13 protein-coding genes are annotated in these 15783 nt (G+C 61.0%); 6 read left to right on the forward strand and 7 right to left on the reverse strand.

Going from position 1 to position 15783, the window contains the following annotated elements:
• The first annotated feature begins 79 nt into the window (after nucleotides 1-79).
• The gene (locus QMK55_RS23620; protein ID WP_102355838.1) at nucleotides 80-1951 is read left to right on the forward strand and encodes a SurA N-terminal domain-containing protein; all 1872 of its coding nucleotides are present in this window, start codon (nucleotides 80-82) and stop codon (nucleotides 1949-1951) included.
• Nucleotides 1952-2516: 565 nt separating this feature from the next.
• Here the strand turns inward: QMK55_RS23620 and QMK55_RS23625 are convergent.
• On the reverse strand, nucleotides 2517-3464 hold the full coding sequence (locus tag QMK55_RS23625; protein ID WP_320329975.1) for an IS110 family transposase: 948 nt from the start codon (nucleotides 3462-3464) through the stop codon (nucleotides 2517-2519).
• A gap of 258 nt (nucleotides 3465-3722) precedes the next feature.
• Nucleotides 3723-4919, reverse strand: a complete 1197-nt coding sequence (locus QMK55_RS23630; protein WP_320330068.1) for an MFS transporter — start codon at nucleotides 4917-4919, stop codon at nucleotides 3723-3725.
• A 120-nt stretch (nucleotides 4920-5039) separates the two neighbouring features.
• On the opposite strand from QMK55_RS23630, the gene QMK55_RS23635 reads away from it, so the two are divergent.
• From QMK55_RS23635 to QMK55_RS23645, 3 genes are all read left to right on the forward strand, one after another.
• A complete protein-coding gene (locus QMK55_RS23635) occupies nucleotides 5040-5939 on the forward strand; it encodes a LysR family transcriptional regulator (protein WP_102358944.1) in 900 nt (299 codons plus the stop codon).
• Between the two features lie 91 nt (nucleotides 5940-6030).
• Nucleotides 6031-6900 (forward strand): DUF2242 domain-containing protein, encoded by an 870-nt coding sequence (locus QMK55_RS23640; RefSeq protein WP_102358945.1) that lies wholly within the window; start codon nucleotides 6031-6033, stop codon nucleotides 6898-6900.
• Between the two features lie 233 nt (nucleotides 6901-7133).
• Nucleotides 7134-7283: a hypothetical protein gene (locus tag QMK55_RS23645; protein ID WP_178082180.1), complete on the forward strand. Its 150-nt coding sequence runs from the start codon at nucleotides 7134-7136 to the stop codon at nucleotides 7281-7283.
• Between the two features lie 4 nt (nucleotides 7284-7287).
• Here the strand turns inward: QMK55_RS23645 and QMK55_RS23650 are convergent, their stop codons facing one another.
• Together QMK55_RS23650 and QMK55_RS23655 are read right to left on the reverse strand one after the other, a co-directional pair.
• Nucleotides 7288-8328, reverse strand: coding sequence for an AraC family transcriptional regulator (locus QMK55_RS23650; protein WP_320330069.1), 1041 nt, complete (start codon nucleotides 8326-8328; stop codon nucleotides 7288-7290).
• A gap of 3 nt (nucleotides 8329-8331) precedes the next feature.
• Nucleotides 8332-9462, reverse strand: a complete 1131-nt coding sequence (locus QMK55_RS23655; protein WP_102358947.1) for a nitrilase-related carbon-nitrogen hydrolase — start codon at nucleotides 9460-9462, stop codon at nucleotides 8332-8334.
• Between the two features lie 206 nt (nucleotides 9463-9668).
• Between QMK55_RS23655 and QMK55_RS23660 the strand changes: the two genes are divergently transcribed.
• On the forward strand, nucleotides 9669-11708 hold the full coding sequence (locus QMK55_RS23660; RefSeq protein ID WP_102358948.1) for an NADPH-dependent 2,4-dienoyl-CoA reductase: 2040 nt from the start codon (nucleotides 9669-9671) through the stop codon (nucleotides 11706-11708).
• 162 nt (nucleotides 11709-11870) lie between these two features.
• The gene (locus QMK55_RS23665; protein WP_102358949.1) at nucleotides 11871-12794 is read left to right on the forward strand and encodes a 1-aminocyclopropane-1-carboxylate deaminase/D-cysteine desulfhydrase; all 924 of its coding nucleotides are present in this window, start codon (nucleotides 11871-11873) and stop codon (nucleotides 12792-12794) included.
• Between the two features lie 158 nt (nucleotides 12795-12952).
• Here the strand turns inward: QMK55_RS23665 and QMK55_RS23670 are convergent, their stop codons facing one another.
• The 3 genes from QMK55_RS23670 to QMK55_RS23680 form a co-directional block, all read right to left on the reverse strand.
• The gene (locus QMK55_RS23670) at nucleotides 12953-13504 is read right to left on the reverse strand and encodes a cytochrome b (protein ID WP_102358950.1); all 552 of its coding nucleotides are present in this window, start codon (nucleotides 13502-13504) and stop codon (nucleotides 12953-12955) included.
• A 192-nt stretch (nucleotides 13505-13696) separates the two neighbouring features.
• Nucleotides 13697-14524, reverse strand: a complete 828-nt coding sequence (gene phnX / locus QMK55_RS23675; RefSeq protein ID WP_102358951.1) for a phosphonoacetaldehyde hydrolase — start codon at nucleotides 14522-14524, stop codon at nucleotides 13697-13699.
• A 147-nt stretch (nucleotides 14525-14671) separates the two neighbouring features.
• On the reverse strand, nucleotides 14672-15781 hold the full coding sequence (locus QMK55_RS23680; RefSeq protein ID WP_102358952.1) for a 2-aminoethylphosphonate--pyruvate transaminase: 1110 nt from the start codon (nucleotides 15779-15781) through the stop codon (nucleotides 14672-14674).
• Nucleotides 15782-15783: the final 2 nt, after the last annotated feature.

Here is a 15783-nt window from a genome sequence, read left to right on the forward strand (position 1 = left end):
TGCGCCTTTCTTCTATCCGGATTCTACCCACGCTCCACGGTTGCCAAATTTTTGAAGTTCAACCGTTTCTGGGGGACGCATGCTGCAGAATATCAGGGACAATTCACAAGGCTGGATTGCCAAGACCATTATCGGGGTCATCGTTGCACTGATGGCTCTGACCGGTTTCGATGCCATTTTCAAGGCCACGACGCACACCAACGATGCGGCCAAGGTCAATGGTGAAGAAATCAGCCAGAACGAGCTGAGCCAGGCCGTTGACATGCAACGCCGTCAGCTGATGCAACAGCTGGGCAAGGACTTCGATGCTTCCTTGCTTGACGAAAAAATGCTCCGCGAATCGGCCCTCAAGGGTCTGATCGATCGCAAGCTGCTGCTGCAAGGTGCAGAACAATCGAAATTCGCTTTCTCCGAAGGTGCACTGGATCAGGTGATCCTGCAGACCCCTGAATTCCAGGTGGACGGCAAGTTCAGCTCCGAGCGCTTCGACCAGGTGATCCGTCAACTGGGCTACACCCGCATGCAATTCCGCCAGATGCTGGCTCAGGAAATGCTGATCGGCCAGCTGCGTGCAGGTGTTGCCGGCAGCGGTTTCGTCACCGATGCCGAAGTACTGGCTTTCGCCCGTCTGGAAAAACAGACCCGTGATTTCGCTTCGCTGAACGTCAAGGCCGATCCGGCCGCAGTCAAGCTGACCGACGATGAGGTCAAGGCTTACTACGACGAGCACGCCAAGGAATTCATGACCCCTGAACAGGTGGTTGTCGATTACGTCGAGCTGAAGAAGTCTTCGTTCTTCGACCAGGTCGCCGTCAAGGACGAAGACCTGCAGGCGGCGTATCAGAAAGAGATCGCCAATCTGTCGGAACAGCGTCGTGCCGCGCACATCTTGATCGAAGTCAACGACAAGACCACCGACGCTCAAGCCAAGGCGAAGATCGAAGACGTCCAGGCGCGTCTGGCCAAGGGCGAGAAGTTCGACGCGCTGGCCAAGGAGTTCTCGCAGGATCCGGGTTCGGCGAACAATGGCGGTGACCTCGGTTTCGCAGGTCCTGGCGTCTACGATCCAGCCTTCGAAAAAGCCCTGTACTCGCTGAACAAGGACCAGGTGTCCGCGCCGGTGCGTACCGATTTCGGTTACCACCTGATCAAGCTGCTGGGTGTTGAAGCGCCTGAGGTGCCGACCCTGGCCAGCCTGAAAGACAAGCTGACCCGCGAGCTGAAGACGCAACAGGTCGAGCAGCGTTTCGTCGAGGCGACCAAGCAACTGGAAGACTCGGCGTTCGAAGCGTCTGACCTGGCTCAGCCAGCGGCGGATCTGAAGCTGACCGTGCACACTTCCAAGCCGTTCGGCCGTGAAGGTGGCGAAGGCATTTCGGCCAATCGTGCTGTGGTGGCGGCTGCATTCAGCCAGGAAGTGCTGGAAGAAAACGCCAACAGCACCGGTATTGAGCTGGACCCGGAAACCGTGGTCGTGCTGCGCGCCAAGGAACACCTGAAGCCAGAACAACTGCCGCTGGAAGCCGTTAACACGGCAATCCGTGCCCAGTTGACCAAAGAGCACGCCAGCGCTGCTGCCAAGACCAAGGCTGATCAGTTGATCGCCAGCCTGCGCGATGGCAAGACTGCGTTGGACAAAGCGGTTGATGGTCAGAGCTGGAAGGTTGTTGCAGCGGCAACTCGCGCTCAGGAAGGGGTTGACCCGACTGTGCTGCAGGCGCTGTTCCGCATGCCGAAGCCGGCAGCGAAGGACAAGCCGACCTTCAGCAGCGTAACGCTGCAGGACGGTAGCCTGATGATCGTGCGCCTCAATGGCGTGAACGAAGCGGTGGCGCCGACCGATGAAGAGAAGGCGCAGTATCGTCGCTTCCTCGCTTCTCGTGAGGGGCAGCAGGACTTTGCGGCGTTCCGCAAGCAGTTGGAAAGTCAGGCGGACATCAAGCGGTATTGATGTTTGACTGAGTGGTGACAGGAAAGCCCCGATCTTATGGTCGGGGCTTTTTTTTGTCTGGGTTTTTGGTCGTGGCGGCCTTTGCGCCGGCCATGTTCTTGGGGGGTGGGTGAATATCCGTTGTTTCGGGTGTGGCGGCTGGCGGTTTCGCCCTTACGGCGAGTCACTTTTTCAGACGCCAAAAAGTAACCAAAACGCTGGGCCCCGGCGTACGGCCCTCGCCGTGGCTCGGGTTCCTTCGTTGCGGGGTTCATCCGGGGGCATCGCCTCCGGTTTGCTTCGCTGCACCTCCTCTCGATGTGTTTGGCTTCGCCAAACGGTCGCTGCGCTCCCACCCCCGGATAAACCCCTCCACTCAGCCTGCCGATGGGGCCAGCAGATCAAGAGCTGCAGCCGAGCTTGCGCTCATCCTGTTGAGTGGGGCGGCTGCGCCGCGTGCGATGCACACAGTTCAAAATTGTGGGAGCCAGCCAGCCTGCTGGCGATGGCGGCCTGACAGCCGACCACTCTCCAACTGCCTGCACCCAATCCCACTGTGGGAGATTCTATGGTTCATGCCTAGCCCCTAAACGGCTTTAGGTGAGTATTCGCTCTGGTTTTTCAACAGAGCAAATACCACCCGGGCAAGCTTGCGGGCTAGTGCGACCAGTGCTTGGGTAGTGCTCAATCCGCGCTCTCTTAAAGCCTCATAAAACCCTTTCCACGCCGAGGTCCGGCTCGCCGCCATTGCAGCGTTGTGCAGCAATCGACGTGCCTCTGAGTCGCCTCGTTTGGTCAGGCAGCGACGGCCTTTCTTTTTGCCTGAGTCCGATATGCGCAGATCCAGGCCCAGAAAGGCGATGAAAGCGTCGGCATTCCTGAAGTCCCCACGCTGAAAGGATGCGAGCAAGCGGGCGCCGGTCAACGTACCGATGCCTTCTACCTTCATGCAACGCTTGAGCTGAGCGCCTAAACCGGCTTCGTCTATCTGCGCCAGGATCGTTTTCTCCAGCAGGATTTCCAGTCTTTGCATGGCGTTTATCTGATTTTTGAAAACGGTTTTGAGCAATGGCTCATTCTCCCAGCTCTGCTTGAGGCTAACACGAGCCTGGACCAGAGCCGCACGGCGCCGGAAAAGACTGATGAGCCGGCAATACAAGGGCGACGGCGGTGTCCAAGGGCGTAAGTGGTCCCCTTCGTTTGTCAGATAACGGGCCAGTAATCGGGCATCCAGCGCATCAGTTTTGGCGCGAACGTTCACACCTTTGCGGTAATGGCTGAGCTCATAACCGCCAACCATATAGATCACGCAACCATCGGCATACGCCAGATCAGCAAATTCCTGGTGATAGATATTGGTGGCTTCGATGGCGATTGCCACTGGCTTGGCAGCGGTTTTGAGCCATTTCTTGATCGCCGCTTTGGTATTGGAGATTGTCTCGAGCTGATCTGATTCGGCGTGATAAATCACCAGTTCGTCCTTGGCGACATCAACCCCGATAATCGACTGAGTGGTAACGACGGGCATTGCCATGAGAAATCCTCCGGGCTAAGGTTTGAACGCTTGAAGGGTTCACCCAGAGGCGCAGGCTTGTTCCTATCGTCGGTCTAGGCCAGATGCATTCTTTATCGGCGCTTGGGTGAAAGGAGGAGGGGTGAAATCTCCCACGGTCTGTACTGCGCTAACAGTCAGAATCGAGCCTTGTCCCTCCTCCTCCCTTCAAGTCCTACCATACAAGCGAGCCTGCTCGCGAAGGCGGCCTAGCAGCCACCCATCTCCTCACAATCCCAATCACTCAAACCCATGCCCCCGCGCCCTGAGCGCCGCATACAAGGTCAATACCAGCAATCCCACCACAATCCACGGAAAGCCCCCAACCCCCAGATTCCCCAGCAACAATCCACCCGCCAGCCCACCCCCGGCAATCCCGACATTCCACAGCGTCACCAGCATCGACTGCGCTGTATCGGCAGCCTTTCCAGCGGTTTTCGCCAAGGCAGTCTGCAGCAGCGAGGGCATCGCGCCGAACGCCAATCCCCATATGGCGACGGCGATGTATATCACTGGCGCCGATTCGCGCCACAGGCCCAGAGCGACGGCTGAGAGCATGAACAGCACCGTGCTGATGAGCACCAGTTCGCGCAGCCAGCGATCGATCAGGCTGCCGACGATCCACAGGCTCAGCACTGAGGCCAGGCCGAACACCAGCAGCACGCGATCAATATCGCCGCCCAGCCCCGACGGTTGCAGGAACGGGGCAATGTAGGTGTACAGCAGGTTGTGGGCGACCACGTAGGACAGGGTCACGAACAGCACCGATCGCACGCCGGGCAGGGTAAAGACCTGACGTAGGGGCAGGCGCTTTCCTGTCCGTTCGCCGGCAAAGTCCGGCACTTGCCAGCGCACCCAGATCACCAGCAGCAGCGTCAGCGCGGTCATGATGGCGAAGCTCAGGCGCCAACCCACCAGGGTGCCGAGCAACGTGCCGGCCGGTATGCCCAGCGACAGTGCAAGCGGCGCCCCGAGCATGGCCACGGTGATCGCCCGGCCTTGCAGGTGCGGGGCAACCATGCGGCTCGCATAGCCGGCCAGTAGCGCCCACAACAGTCCGGCAAAGATCCCGGCGAGCAAGCGTGCGATCAAGGTCAGCCAGTACAGCTCCGATAGGGCGGTGATGCTGTTGGCGATGGCAAAGCCGCCGATGGCGGACAACAACAATGGCCGACGACGCCAGCCTCGGGTGGCGATGGTCAGCGGGATGGCCGCCAGCATCGAGCCGATGGCGTACAGCGTCACCAGTTGCCCGATCAGCGCCTGTGAGACATTCAGGCCCGCGCTCATTTGCGGCAGCAGGCCGGCGGGCATGGCTTCGGTCAGCACCGTGATGAAGCCGGCGGTGGCCAGGGCCAGCAGGGCGCCGAGGGGTAATCGTTCGCGCGCCTCGGCCGGTTGGGTGAGGTCTGCGGAGGTCAGTTGTGCATCATTCATGAGTCTGCGTCCATTTGCCCAAGGGGGTGAAGTCCTTAGGCTAGGGCGCTGCGCATTAGAGAAAAATGGGTTACGGTTCCGAACATATCGGACACGGATGTCGTGAATGGGAGGATTGGAATGGACAGCCTGGGCAGTATTTCGGTGTTTGTGCAGGTCGCCGAGACCCGCAGTTTTACCGAGGCCGGACGGCTGCTGGGCGTGTCGTCCTCGGCGGTCGGCAAAAGTATTGCGCGGCTTGAGGCGCGACTCGGTGTGCGGCTGTTTCATCGCACCACCCGCAGCATCACGCTGACCAGTGAAGGCGCGCTGTTCCTTGAGCGCTGTCGCAAGATTCTCGCCGAGGTGGAAGCGGCCGAGTTCGAACTGTGCAATTCGGCCTCGCAGCCCCACGGCAAGCTGCGCATCAGTCTGCCGCAGGTGCACGGGCTGGTGATGCCGGTGATGAACCAGTTCATGGCGTTGTACCCGCAGATCGAACTGGATCTGGACCTGACCGATCGCATGGTCGACGTGGTCGAGGAGGGCTTTGATGCGGTGATTCGTACCGGCAAGCCGCGCGATTCACGGCTGATGGCACGGCCCTTGGGCGAGTTTCACATGGTGTTGGTGGCAAGTCCGTTGTATCTGCAGCAGCGCGGAGTGCCGCAGACACCAGCCGATCTGGCTGAGCATGCGTGCCTGCGGCACACCTTCCACGCCACCGGCAAGCTGGAGCCGTGGCCGTTGATCCGCGAGGAGGGCGCGCCGGAGCCGAGCTTGCCGACGCGGCTGGTCAGCACGTCCATCGAAGCTGTCAGTCATGCGGCGCTGGCCGGAATGGGCATCGCCTGTCTGCCGGACTTCATGACTCATGAGGATGTGGCGCATGGGCGCCTGCAGCGAGTTCTGGATGCGCATCTGCAGCATGTCGGTCAGTTCTGGGTGTTATGGCCTTCCAGTCGCCATGCCACCGCCAAATTACGTGTCTTCATCGATCACTTGTCGCTGCGACTTTTCCCGGCAAACAATGGTCAATAGGGTTGTAACGGCTTTAAGACACAATCCATGCGCCGCAGGGCCAAGTTCTGTTGCACAATACGCCCCGGACCGTTTTCCCTCAGGATGTTTAATGTTGATTTCAACTCCCATGCGTGTCGTTGGGTTGGCACTGTTGTTGACCGCTGTCGCCGGCTGTTCGAAAGACAAGCCGATCTATGAGCATGAGAATTTCGACGATTCCGGTACGTATTCTCGCAATTACCCGGTGGCCGATGTCGCCAGCTGCGAGGCGGCCCGTCGTGCGCTGCTCAGCCAGGGTTACATCATCACCAGCAGTGACCCGAAACTGGTCAGCGGCCACAAGAGCTTCCAGCAGACCGGTGAAACCCACCTGGAGATCAGTTTCAACGTGGTGTGTGCCGAAGATGGCAGTGCCAAGCATCATGCCACGGTGTTTGCCAACGCCTTGCAGGACCGTTATGCGCTGAAGAAGACCAACAACTCTGCCAGCCTCGGGGTCGGCGTGTTGGGTTCGGTGTCGATGCCGATTGGCTCCTCGGACGATTCGATGGTCAAGGTCGCCAGTGAGACCGTGACCTCGCAGAAGTTCTATGAGCGTTTCTTCACTCTGGTCGAACTGTTCCTGCCGGCCGATGCGAAGAAAGCCGCGCACATCGAAGAAAAGCCCAAGACTGATCTGGGTGTGCCGGAGCCCAAACCCGCCTCTGTCGCGCCGGCAACACCGTCGCCGGCGGTAGAAACAACTCCCGCGCCGCTGCCGGCCGGGATTGTCGAGCCAGCCCAGACCACTGCTCCGGTAGCCCCGGCAGCAACACCGACGCCGGCCCCGGTTTCACCGACGCCGGTGGGTTCCGAGCCGGTGGTGCCGCCAGCCGAGTCCGCGCCGATCACCCCGGCACCGGCCACCGAAACGATCACGCCACCGCCCAACCCGAGCAATATCCCGCCGCCATCCGAGCCGATTCCGGCGATGCAATAACTCACACGCACATCCCCTGTGGGAGCGGGCTTGCTCGCGAAAGCGGTTGTTCAGTCACATCGATGCTGAATGTACTGACGCTTTCGCGAGCAAGCACGCTCCCACAGTTGTTTCTGCAGTACGTGAAATCTCGTTACATTCCCCTGACAAAAATCCCGCGATAAATTCCTGACCACCTGCTACGTTTTATTTCATGAAGGCCGGGTTTCACTTTTCCTTCATACGGGCACGATATGCTCGAAGCACTGGTCATTTGGCCGGGCTATTTTTCAAGCGGGCAGCAAGGGGATGACACGATGGACGACTATCAAGAAGAACTGCTCGAATACCAGGCGTTTGAACTGGATCAGCCAGAGCCGGCCGAAGACGCCACCGAGCTGTAAGGCGTCAGGCGCTTTTGCGGTGACTGCGGCGAAACTCGCCGGGGGTCTGGCCGTTCCAGCGTTTGAAGGCGCGTTGAAACGCCTCGGCTGAGGCAAAGCCCAGCAGGTAGGCGATCTCGCCGAACGCGAGTTCGGTGTCACGAATATAGGTCATTGCCAGGTCGCGGCGGGTGTCATTGAGGATCGCGCGAAACTGCGTGCCTTCCTCGGCCAGTTTGCGTCGCAAGGTCCAGGTCGGCAGCTTCAGGCGTGCCGCCACTTCTTCCAGATCGGGTTCCCGGCCACCATTGAGCAACGGCCCCAGCAGTTGAGTGATGCGTTCACGCAGGCTGCGGGTGCGGGTCAATTGCTCCAGTTCCCGCTCACACAACGCAAGCAAATGCTTCCAGGTGCTCGGGCAGTGTTCCGGGTTGCGCAGGGCGAGGCTGTGGAGGTTCAGGCGCAGTTGATTGCGTTCGGCGCCGAACTGAATCGGGCAGTCACCCAGCACGCTGTACGCGTCGCGGTAGTCCGGCTCGTCGAATTCGATGTCGATGTGCTCGGCCCGCAGTGGCTCGCGGCCGACGCTGGATAACTGATGCAGCCAGCCGGCGATGATCGAATCCACCACAAAGCGGTTATAGGCGTTGTACGGGCTGATCGAGTAGAAACGCAGCCAAGCGCCGTGGGCGTCTTCGTGAAAACTCGATTGCCCGCGATAGTTGGAGCCGTACAGCGGCTCGAAGCGGATCAGGCAACGGGCCGCTTCACGCACGGTCGGTGCCTGTGCGGCGGTGACCCCGGCCAGTCCGGCCTGGCTCAGACGGCTGAGCTGGCCCATGCGCAGGCCCAGCGCCGGATCGCCGGTCAACTGAATTGCGCTGTGCCCCAGACGCATGTAACGCGGGATCGACAGCCGCGCACCGGCCTCGGCCAGTCGCGCGGTGTCCAGGCCGTATTGTTCGAGCAACGGTTGCGGATCGGCGCCATGGCTGCGCACCGCATCGGCAAGGCTGTGGACGAAACCTACCGACAGATCCCCGAGGCGCATCGGCAGCGGCTGCATGGTTTACAACCAGATATTCAGCAGACGTGCGCCACGGGCTTCGCCATCGGCGAATTGCTGGCCGTTGCTGCTGAGGAAGCTTTGCCCTGCACTGGGTTTATCCCAGAACTGCCCGCGCAGGAACACACTCATGCCGGCAATGGCGCGGCTGCTCGGCGGCTGCGCGGTCAGCGTCAGGCGATGCCACGCCTGACCCTCACTGATTTCCCCGGGCTTGAGGCTGACCGACCCCGGTGTGTTCGAGCCCTTGTAGCCGCCCCACGGCTGATTCCACGCACCGTGACCGACCACGAACGCCGGCACCGCCACCAGTTGTGCGCCTAACTCATCGAGTTGGCGATAGTTGTCCGGATACCAGCTGTCACTGCCGATCAGCACCCCCAAACGCCCGGCCGGGGTGTCGACTACGGTGATTGCGTGCTCGTCTTCGCTCTCGATCACGTCACGCTGTTCGAAGATCGGGTGCATCTGCCGCTGTGGCTGGCCCAGCGGCAAACCATCACGGCCAAACACCACGCTGCTGTTGAACAGCGCACCGCTGCCGGGCTTGAGCTGGCCGTCGCGAATACTTGGTTCGGGCAGCACGATAGAGCCGGCCACCAGCGTTATATGGAACTCTTTGGCAAGACCACCGAACAGCGCCTGATAATCCTTGGCCATGGCCCTGGACTTCATGCGCAGGTGCGCGTCGTCGAGGCGATTTTCGCCCTTGGCACTGAGCCAGGCGCGGGCGAACAGCAGCGGGTTGCTTGCCGCCAGCCAGTTCATCGCTTCGGCGAGGGTGGGGGCCTGATACAACTCGTCTTTCTCGCCGCTGATCATCAGCCAGGTGCCGACGTGCTCGGGCAGTACCACCACGGTTTTTTCGTTCAACAGCCCCTGGTCCTGCGCCTGCTGCAGATAGGCCGCGAGTTTGCGGTGCAGGCGCTCCGGGCTTTGGTAGTCGGTGGGGAACAGTTCCGGTTGAATTCCCAGCAAGTTGCCACGGTCGGCCGGTGTGCCCTGATCGACCGCCAGTTTGATCCGCAGGTCCGACAGGTAATGCCCCGCCGGCCGGTCCGCCGCCCACATGGCGTAGGTGGTAAGGGCGGCAACGATGGCCATGGAAAAGAACAGGTACAGAAGTTTGCGCATGAAAACCAACAACAGCCGGGTACAGGGTGTGGCGACTAGGGTAGGGCGCATGTCTGCGCTTGCCAAGGGGTGCTGCGCATTTGGATCAATAAGTTGTCAGTTTCGGTCATTGAGTGACAGCGGTGCGACTCTTAGTCTGTCGAACATGACTGACGGGGGACGCAGAGCTCCCGCAATTTCCGTGATCGCTCGTTGTGGAGTTACCGATGACCGCCGCTCATTACCCGCACCTGTTGGCCCCGCTGGACCTGGGATTCACCACGCTGCGCAACCGCACCCTGATGGGCTCGATGCACACCGGCCTTGAAGAAAAACCGGGCGGCTTCGAACGCATGGCGGCGTACTTCGCCGAACGTGCCCGTGGCGGCGTCGGCCTGATGGTTACCGGGGGTATCGGCCCGAACGACGAGGGCGGCGTGTACTCCGGCGCGGCCAAGCTGACCACCGAGGAAGAGGCGCTCAAGCACCGCATTGTCACCCGCGCGGTGCACGAGGCGGGCGGCAAGATCTGCATGCAGATCCTTCACGCCGGGCGTTATGCCTACAGCCCGAAACAGGTCGCGCCGAGTGCGATCCAGGCGCCGATCAACCCGTTCAAGCCCAAAGAGCTGGACGAGGAAGGCATCGAGAAGCAGATCAGCGACTTCGTCACCTGCTCGGTGCTGGCCCAGACCGCAGAGTACGACGGTGTGGAAATCATGGGCTCGGAAGGTTATTTCATTAACCAGTTTCTCGCCGCCCACACCAACCACCGCACCGACCGCTGGGGCGGCAGCTACGAAAACCGTATGCGCCTGCCGGTGGAAATCGTCCGCCGCGTGCGTGAAGCGGTCGGCCCGAACTTCATCATCATTTTCCGTCTGTCGATGCTCGACCTGGTCGAGGGCGGCAGCACCTGGGATGAGATCGTGACCCTGGCCAAAGCCATCGAGCAGGCCGGCGCGACCATCATCAACACCGGCATCGGCTGGCACGAAGCGCGGATCCCGACCATCGCCACCAAAGTGCCGCGCGGGGCGTTCAGCAAGGTCACCGCCAAGCTGCGCGGATCGGTGAGCATTCCGCTGATCACCACCAACCGCATCAACACTCCGGAAATCGCCGAACAGATTCTCGCCGAGGGCGACGCCGACATGGTCTCGATGGCCCGGCCGTTCCTCGCCGACCCGGACTTCGTCAATAAGGCCGCCGAAGGCCGTGCCGACGAAATCAACACCTGCATCGGCTGCAACCAGGCGTGTCTGGATCACACCTTCGGCGGCAAGCTCACCAGTTGCCTGGTCAACCCGCGTGCCTGCCACGAGACCGAGCTTAATTACTTGCCGGTGCAGCAGATCAAGAAAATCGCCGTAGTCGGTGCCGGGCCTGCGGGCTTGTCCGCCGCGACCGTGGCCGCCGAGCGCGGGCATCAGGTGACGCTGTTCGATTCGGCCAGCGAGATTGGCGGCCAGTTCAACATTGCCAAGCGTGTGCCGGGCAAGGAAGAGTTTTTCGAAACCCTGCGCTACTTCAAGCGCAAGTTGCAGACCACCCACGTCGAGGTGTGCCTGAACACCCGCGTCGACGTGGCGAAACTGGTTGAAGGCGGCTACGACGAAATCATCCTCGCCACCGGCATCGCGCCGCGTGTGCCAGCGATTCCGGGCGTCGAGAATGCCAAGGTGCTGAGTTACCTGGACGTGATCCTCGAACGCAAACCGGTGGGCAAACGCGTTGCCGTGATCGGCGCGGGCGGTATCGGTTTCGACGTCTCGGAGTTTCTTGTGCACGAAGGCGTGGCTACCAGTCTGGATCGCACCGCGTTCTGGCAAGAGTGGGGCATCGACACCCATCTGGAAGCCCGTGGTGGCGTGGCTGGGATCAAAGCCGCGCCGCACGTGCCGGCCCGTGAAGTGTTCCTGTTGCAGCGCAAGAAAACCAAGGTCGGCGACGGTCTGGGCAAGACCACTGGGTGGATTCACCGCACGGGCCTGAAGAACAAGCAGGTGCAGATGCTCAACAGCGTTGAATACCTGAAGATCGATGATGAAGGGCTGCACATCCGCATCGGCGAAACCGGCGAGCCGCAAGTGCTGGCGGTGGACAACATCGTGATCTGCGCCGGGCAGGATCCGCTGCGCGATCTGCAGGAAGGTCTGGTGGCAGCGGGGCAGAACGTGCACCTGATCGGCGGCGCCGATGTGGCGGCGGAGCTGGATGCCAAGCGCGCGATCAATCAGGGTTCGCGTCTGGCGGCTGAACTGTAAGCCCAACACATCTCTAGGGTGGGAGCGGGCTTGCTCGCGAATGCGTCGGGTCAGTCATTGCATATGTCGACTGATACACCGCATTCGCGAGCAAGCCCGCTCCCACAGGGGAAAGTGTTTTTGACTGTTAACATGGCGGTTCTTGTTCCGGAACCGCCACTCATGCTGCTTCCTCCCGCCCACTGGCTACCCCAGGCCCCCCTCGAATTGTTGCAACTCGACTGGCTCACCCGCGCCGCAATCGAGGTCGCGATCCTGCGTCTGGATCAGATCGACCCGCTGATCAGCGGCAACAAATGGTTCAAGCTCATCGAACACCTCAAGGCTGCCGACCGCGTCGGCGCGCAGGGCGTCATCAGCCTCGGTGGCGCGCATTCCAATCATCTGCATGCGTTGGCGGCTGCCGGTAAACGCCTGGGCTTCGAAACCGTCGGCCTGTTGCGCGGCCATCCGCAGCAAACGCCCACGGTGATGGACTTGCAGGCGTTTGGCATGCAATTGCATTGGCTCGGTTACGGTGGCTATCGGGCGCGACATGAACCCGGCTTCTGGGAGCCTTGGCAGGCGCAGTACCCGAATCTGTACGCAGTGCCGGAGGGCGGCGGCGGATTGGCCGGCGCACTGGGCTGCAAAGCGCTCAAGGAACAGGTGAGCGGGCAACTGAGCAAATTGGGCTGGAGCGATTATCACGGCTGGTGGCTGGCGTGTGGCACCGGGACGACCCTGGCAGGGCTGGTGCTCGCCGAGGCGGGTGCGCATCCGGTGTACGGCGCGCTGGCGGTGCCTGATGATCATGGGGTGGCGCCGCAGGTTGAGGCGATTGTTCGCGAGGCGGACCTGCCGGCGGCGGACTACGCGTTGTTCGACGCAAGCCGGGGTGGTTTCGCCAAGGTTGATCCGGTGTTGCTTGAATTCATCGACAACACTGAACAGAGCAGCGGCATCCCGTTTGAGCCGCTGTATACCGGCAAAGCGTTGATGGCGCTGAAACAGCAGATTGAAACAGGAGGGTTCGAACACGGTACGCGGTTGATATTCGTACATACCGGCGGTTTGCAGGGGCGCCGCGGATTCATCACAAGATGAATGAGTAACTCTGTGGTGAGGGGATTTATCCCCGAAGGGCTGCGAAGCGGCCCAAAACCTGTGCATGCGGTGTATCAGATTTAATTGCCCATTGCATGCGCGGAGCTGCTGCGCAGCCGTCGGGGATAAATCCCCTCGCCACAGGGTACTGCCTGACCTTATTGACTACGCTTGGGCATCATCCGCAACAGCGTGTTATCGCCCACCACATAATGGTGATAAAGCCCCGCCAGCGCATGCAGTCCGATCAGCCAGTAGCCGATGTTGCCGATCAGTACGTGCCAGTGCTCCACCTGCTTGGCGAGCGCCTTGTCTTCATGGACCAGCAACGGCAAGTCGAAACCGTAAAACATCACCTGATGCCCCTCGGCGCTGGTGATCAGCCAGCCGAGAATCGGCATGCTGATCATGAACAGGTACAACAGCCAGTGCATCGCCCGCGCCAGCAGGGTTTGCCACTGCGGCGAGGCCGGGAAGATTTTCGGTGCCGGGCCAATACTGCGCGCTACCAGGCGAAACCACACCAGCACGAACACGGTGAGGCCGAGCATGTAGTGCACTTCGCGGATCAGTGAGCGGCCACCACTGCCTTTGGGAAAGATCCCGCGCAACTCCATGCTGGCGTACACCAGCACCAACAGGACCAGCATCAGCCAGTGCAACAGGACGGATACGGTGCTGTAGCGTGATTCGGAACTTGTCCACGGCATACGGTATTTCCTCACAGATCAGGGTCGCTACTGCCGCTCTTGTGCGACGGCATGCTTTAACTGTAATCCGCTTTGGCGGATTTGCCTGATGCTGATCGGAGTTTCAATGCGCTGAGTCAGGGCTTTAGCCAAAAAAAACGCCAGTGTCGCGAAGACCCTGGCGTTTTTTGTTGTTTTGACGAATAGGCGCGATCAACTCGACTGCGGCATCTCACCCTTGGCCAGACGCTTGTTGATGTCGGCAATCACTTGCGGCAGGTCGCTGATGGTGTCGATCATGTAGTGCGGGCGCGAACCGGCGAACAGCGCGTGGATGCGCTCGCGCTCGCTGGCCAGTTCGTCGCTGCCCAGCGCGCGGTAGCCAGCGTAATCCAGGCCCAGCGCGTTGCCCGAGCAGATCAACGCCACGGTCCACATCCCGGCGCGACGGCCTTCGAGGATGCCCGGCACGGTGTCGTCGATCTTCACGCAGGCGCCGACGTCGTCGATACCCAGCGCAATCACGTTGGCCAGGGCCTGAGCCGGCCATGGGCGACCGTTCGGCACCTCGTCGGTGGCCACCACGTGGTCGGCGACGTAGCCGTTGGTGGCGGCGAGGGCCACGACCTTGTCCATCACCTGTTTCGGGTAGCCGGAGCAGGAACCGATCTTGATTCCTTGCTGACGCAGGTTGGCGATGGTTTCCAGCGCGCCGGGAATCAGCGCCGAGTGTTCGGCGATCTTCTCGATCTGCAGCGGCATGAAGCGGTTGTAGATCGCGGTCACGTCATCGTCGGTCGGGGTGCGGCCGAAGGCTTTGCGATAACGCTCGGCGACCTGCGGCTGATCGCACAGGGTGCGGATGTGGTCCCACTTGCCCATGCCCATCGGGCCACGGGCCTCTTCGATGGACACCTGAACGTCGAATTCGGCGAAGGCCTCGACGAAGATCTGCGTTGGCGCGAACGAGCCGAAATCGACCACGGTGCCGGCCCAGTCGAGGATGGCGGCTTGCAGTTTGCTTGGGTTGGTGTAGTTCATGTTGAGCAAATTCCTGAGTTGGCAATGCAATTCAAAACGGTGGGAGCGGGCTTGCTCGCGAATGCAGTGGCACATTCAACATTGATGGCGGCTGACACGACGCCTTCGCGAGCAGGCTCACTCCTACAAAGGGATTTTTGGTGTGGGTTAGATCTCTAGCACTTCCATCTCGCGCAGCACTTCACCCACTGCCGCCACGGCCTGGCGCATTTCGTCCGGGTTGACGTGGCCGATGCAGCCGACGCGGAAGGTTTCGACCTGGGTCAGTTTGCCGGGGTACAGGATGTAGCCCTTGGCCTTGACCCGTTCGTAGAAGTCCTTGAACTGGTAGCTCGGGTCTTTCGGCGCATGGAAGGTGGCGATGATCGGCGCCTGGATCGCCGCCGGCAGGAAGCTGCGCAAACCGAGCTTGCCCATCTCTTCCATCAGCGCCTGACAGTTGGCGGCGTAGCGCGCATGTCGCGCTGGCAGGCCACCTTCTTCGTTGTATTGCAGCAACGCTTCGTGCAACGCGGCGACCACGTGGGTCGGCGGGGTGAAGCGCCACTGGCCGGTCTTCTGCATATAGGTGTGCTGGTCATACAGGTCCATCGCCAGCGAATGCGAGTTGCCGGCGGCTGCAGCCAGCGACTCCTTGCGAGCGAAGACGAAGCCCATCCCCGGCACGCCTTCCAGGCACTTGCCCGAAGCGGCGATCAACGCATCGAACGGTACCTTTTGCGCGTCCACCGGCAGTGCGCCGAACGAGCTCATGGCATCGATGATCAGGCGCTTGCCGTGTTGCGCAACAACCTCGGCAATCTCCGGCAGCGGGTTGAGGATGCCGGTGCTGGTTTCGCAGTGGATCAGCGCGACGTGGCTGATATCGCCATCGGCGCGCAGCAGACGGTCGACGTCGGCGCCGGTGGTCGGTTCGTCTTCGGCGGTTTCAAAGGTGCTGAATGAGCGCCCGAGCACTTCGCAGATCTTCGCCAGGCGCTTGCCGTAAGCGCCATTGATCAGCACCAGGACTTTGCCGTCACGCGGCACCAGCGTGCCGATGGCCGCTTCGACGGCGAAGGTGCCGCTGCCTTGCAACGGCACGCAATGGTGGCTGGAGGCGCCGTTGAGGATCGCCAGCAATTGTTCGCAAAGGCTGGCGGTCAGCTGATTGAAGCGGTCATCCCATGACCCCCAGTCAACCATCATTGCCTGGCGGGTGCGGGCCGAGGTGGTCAACGGGCCGGGAGTGAGCAGGATGGGTGCGGCAGTACTCATTC

Source organism: Pseudomonas sp. P8_229 (genome assembly GCF_034008635.1).
Classification (GTDB): domain Bacteria; phylum Pseudomonadota; class Gammaproteobacteria; order Pseudomonadales; family Pseudomonadaceae; genus Aquipseudomonas.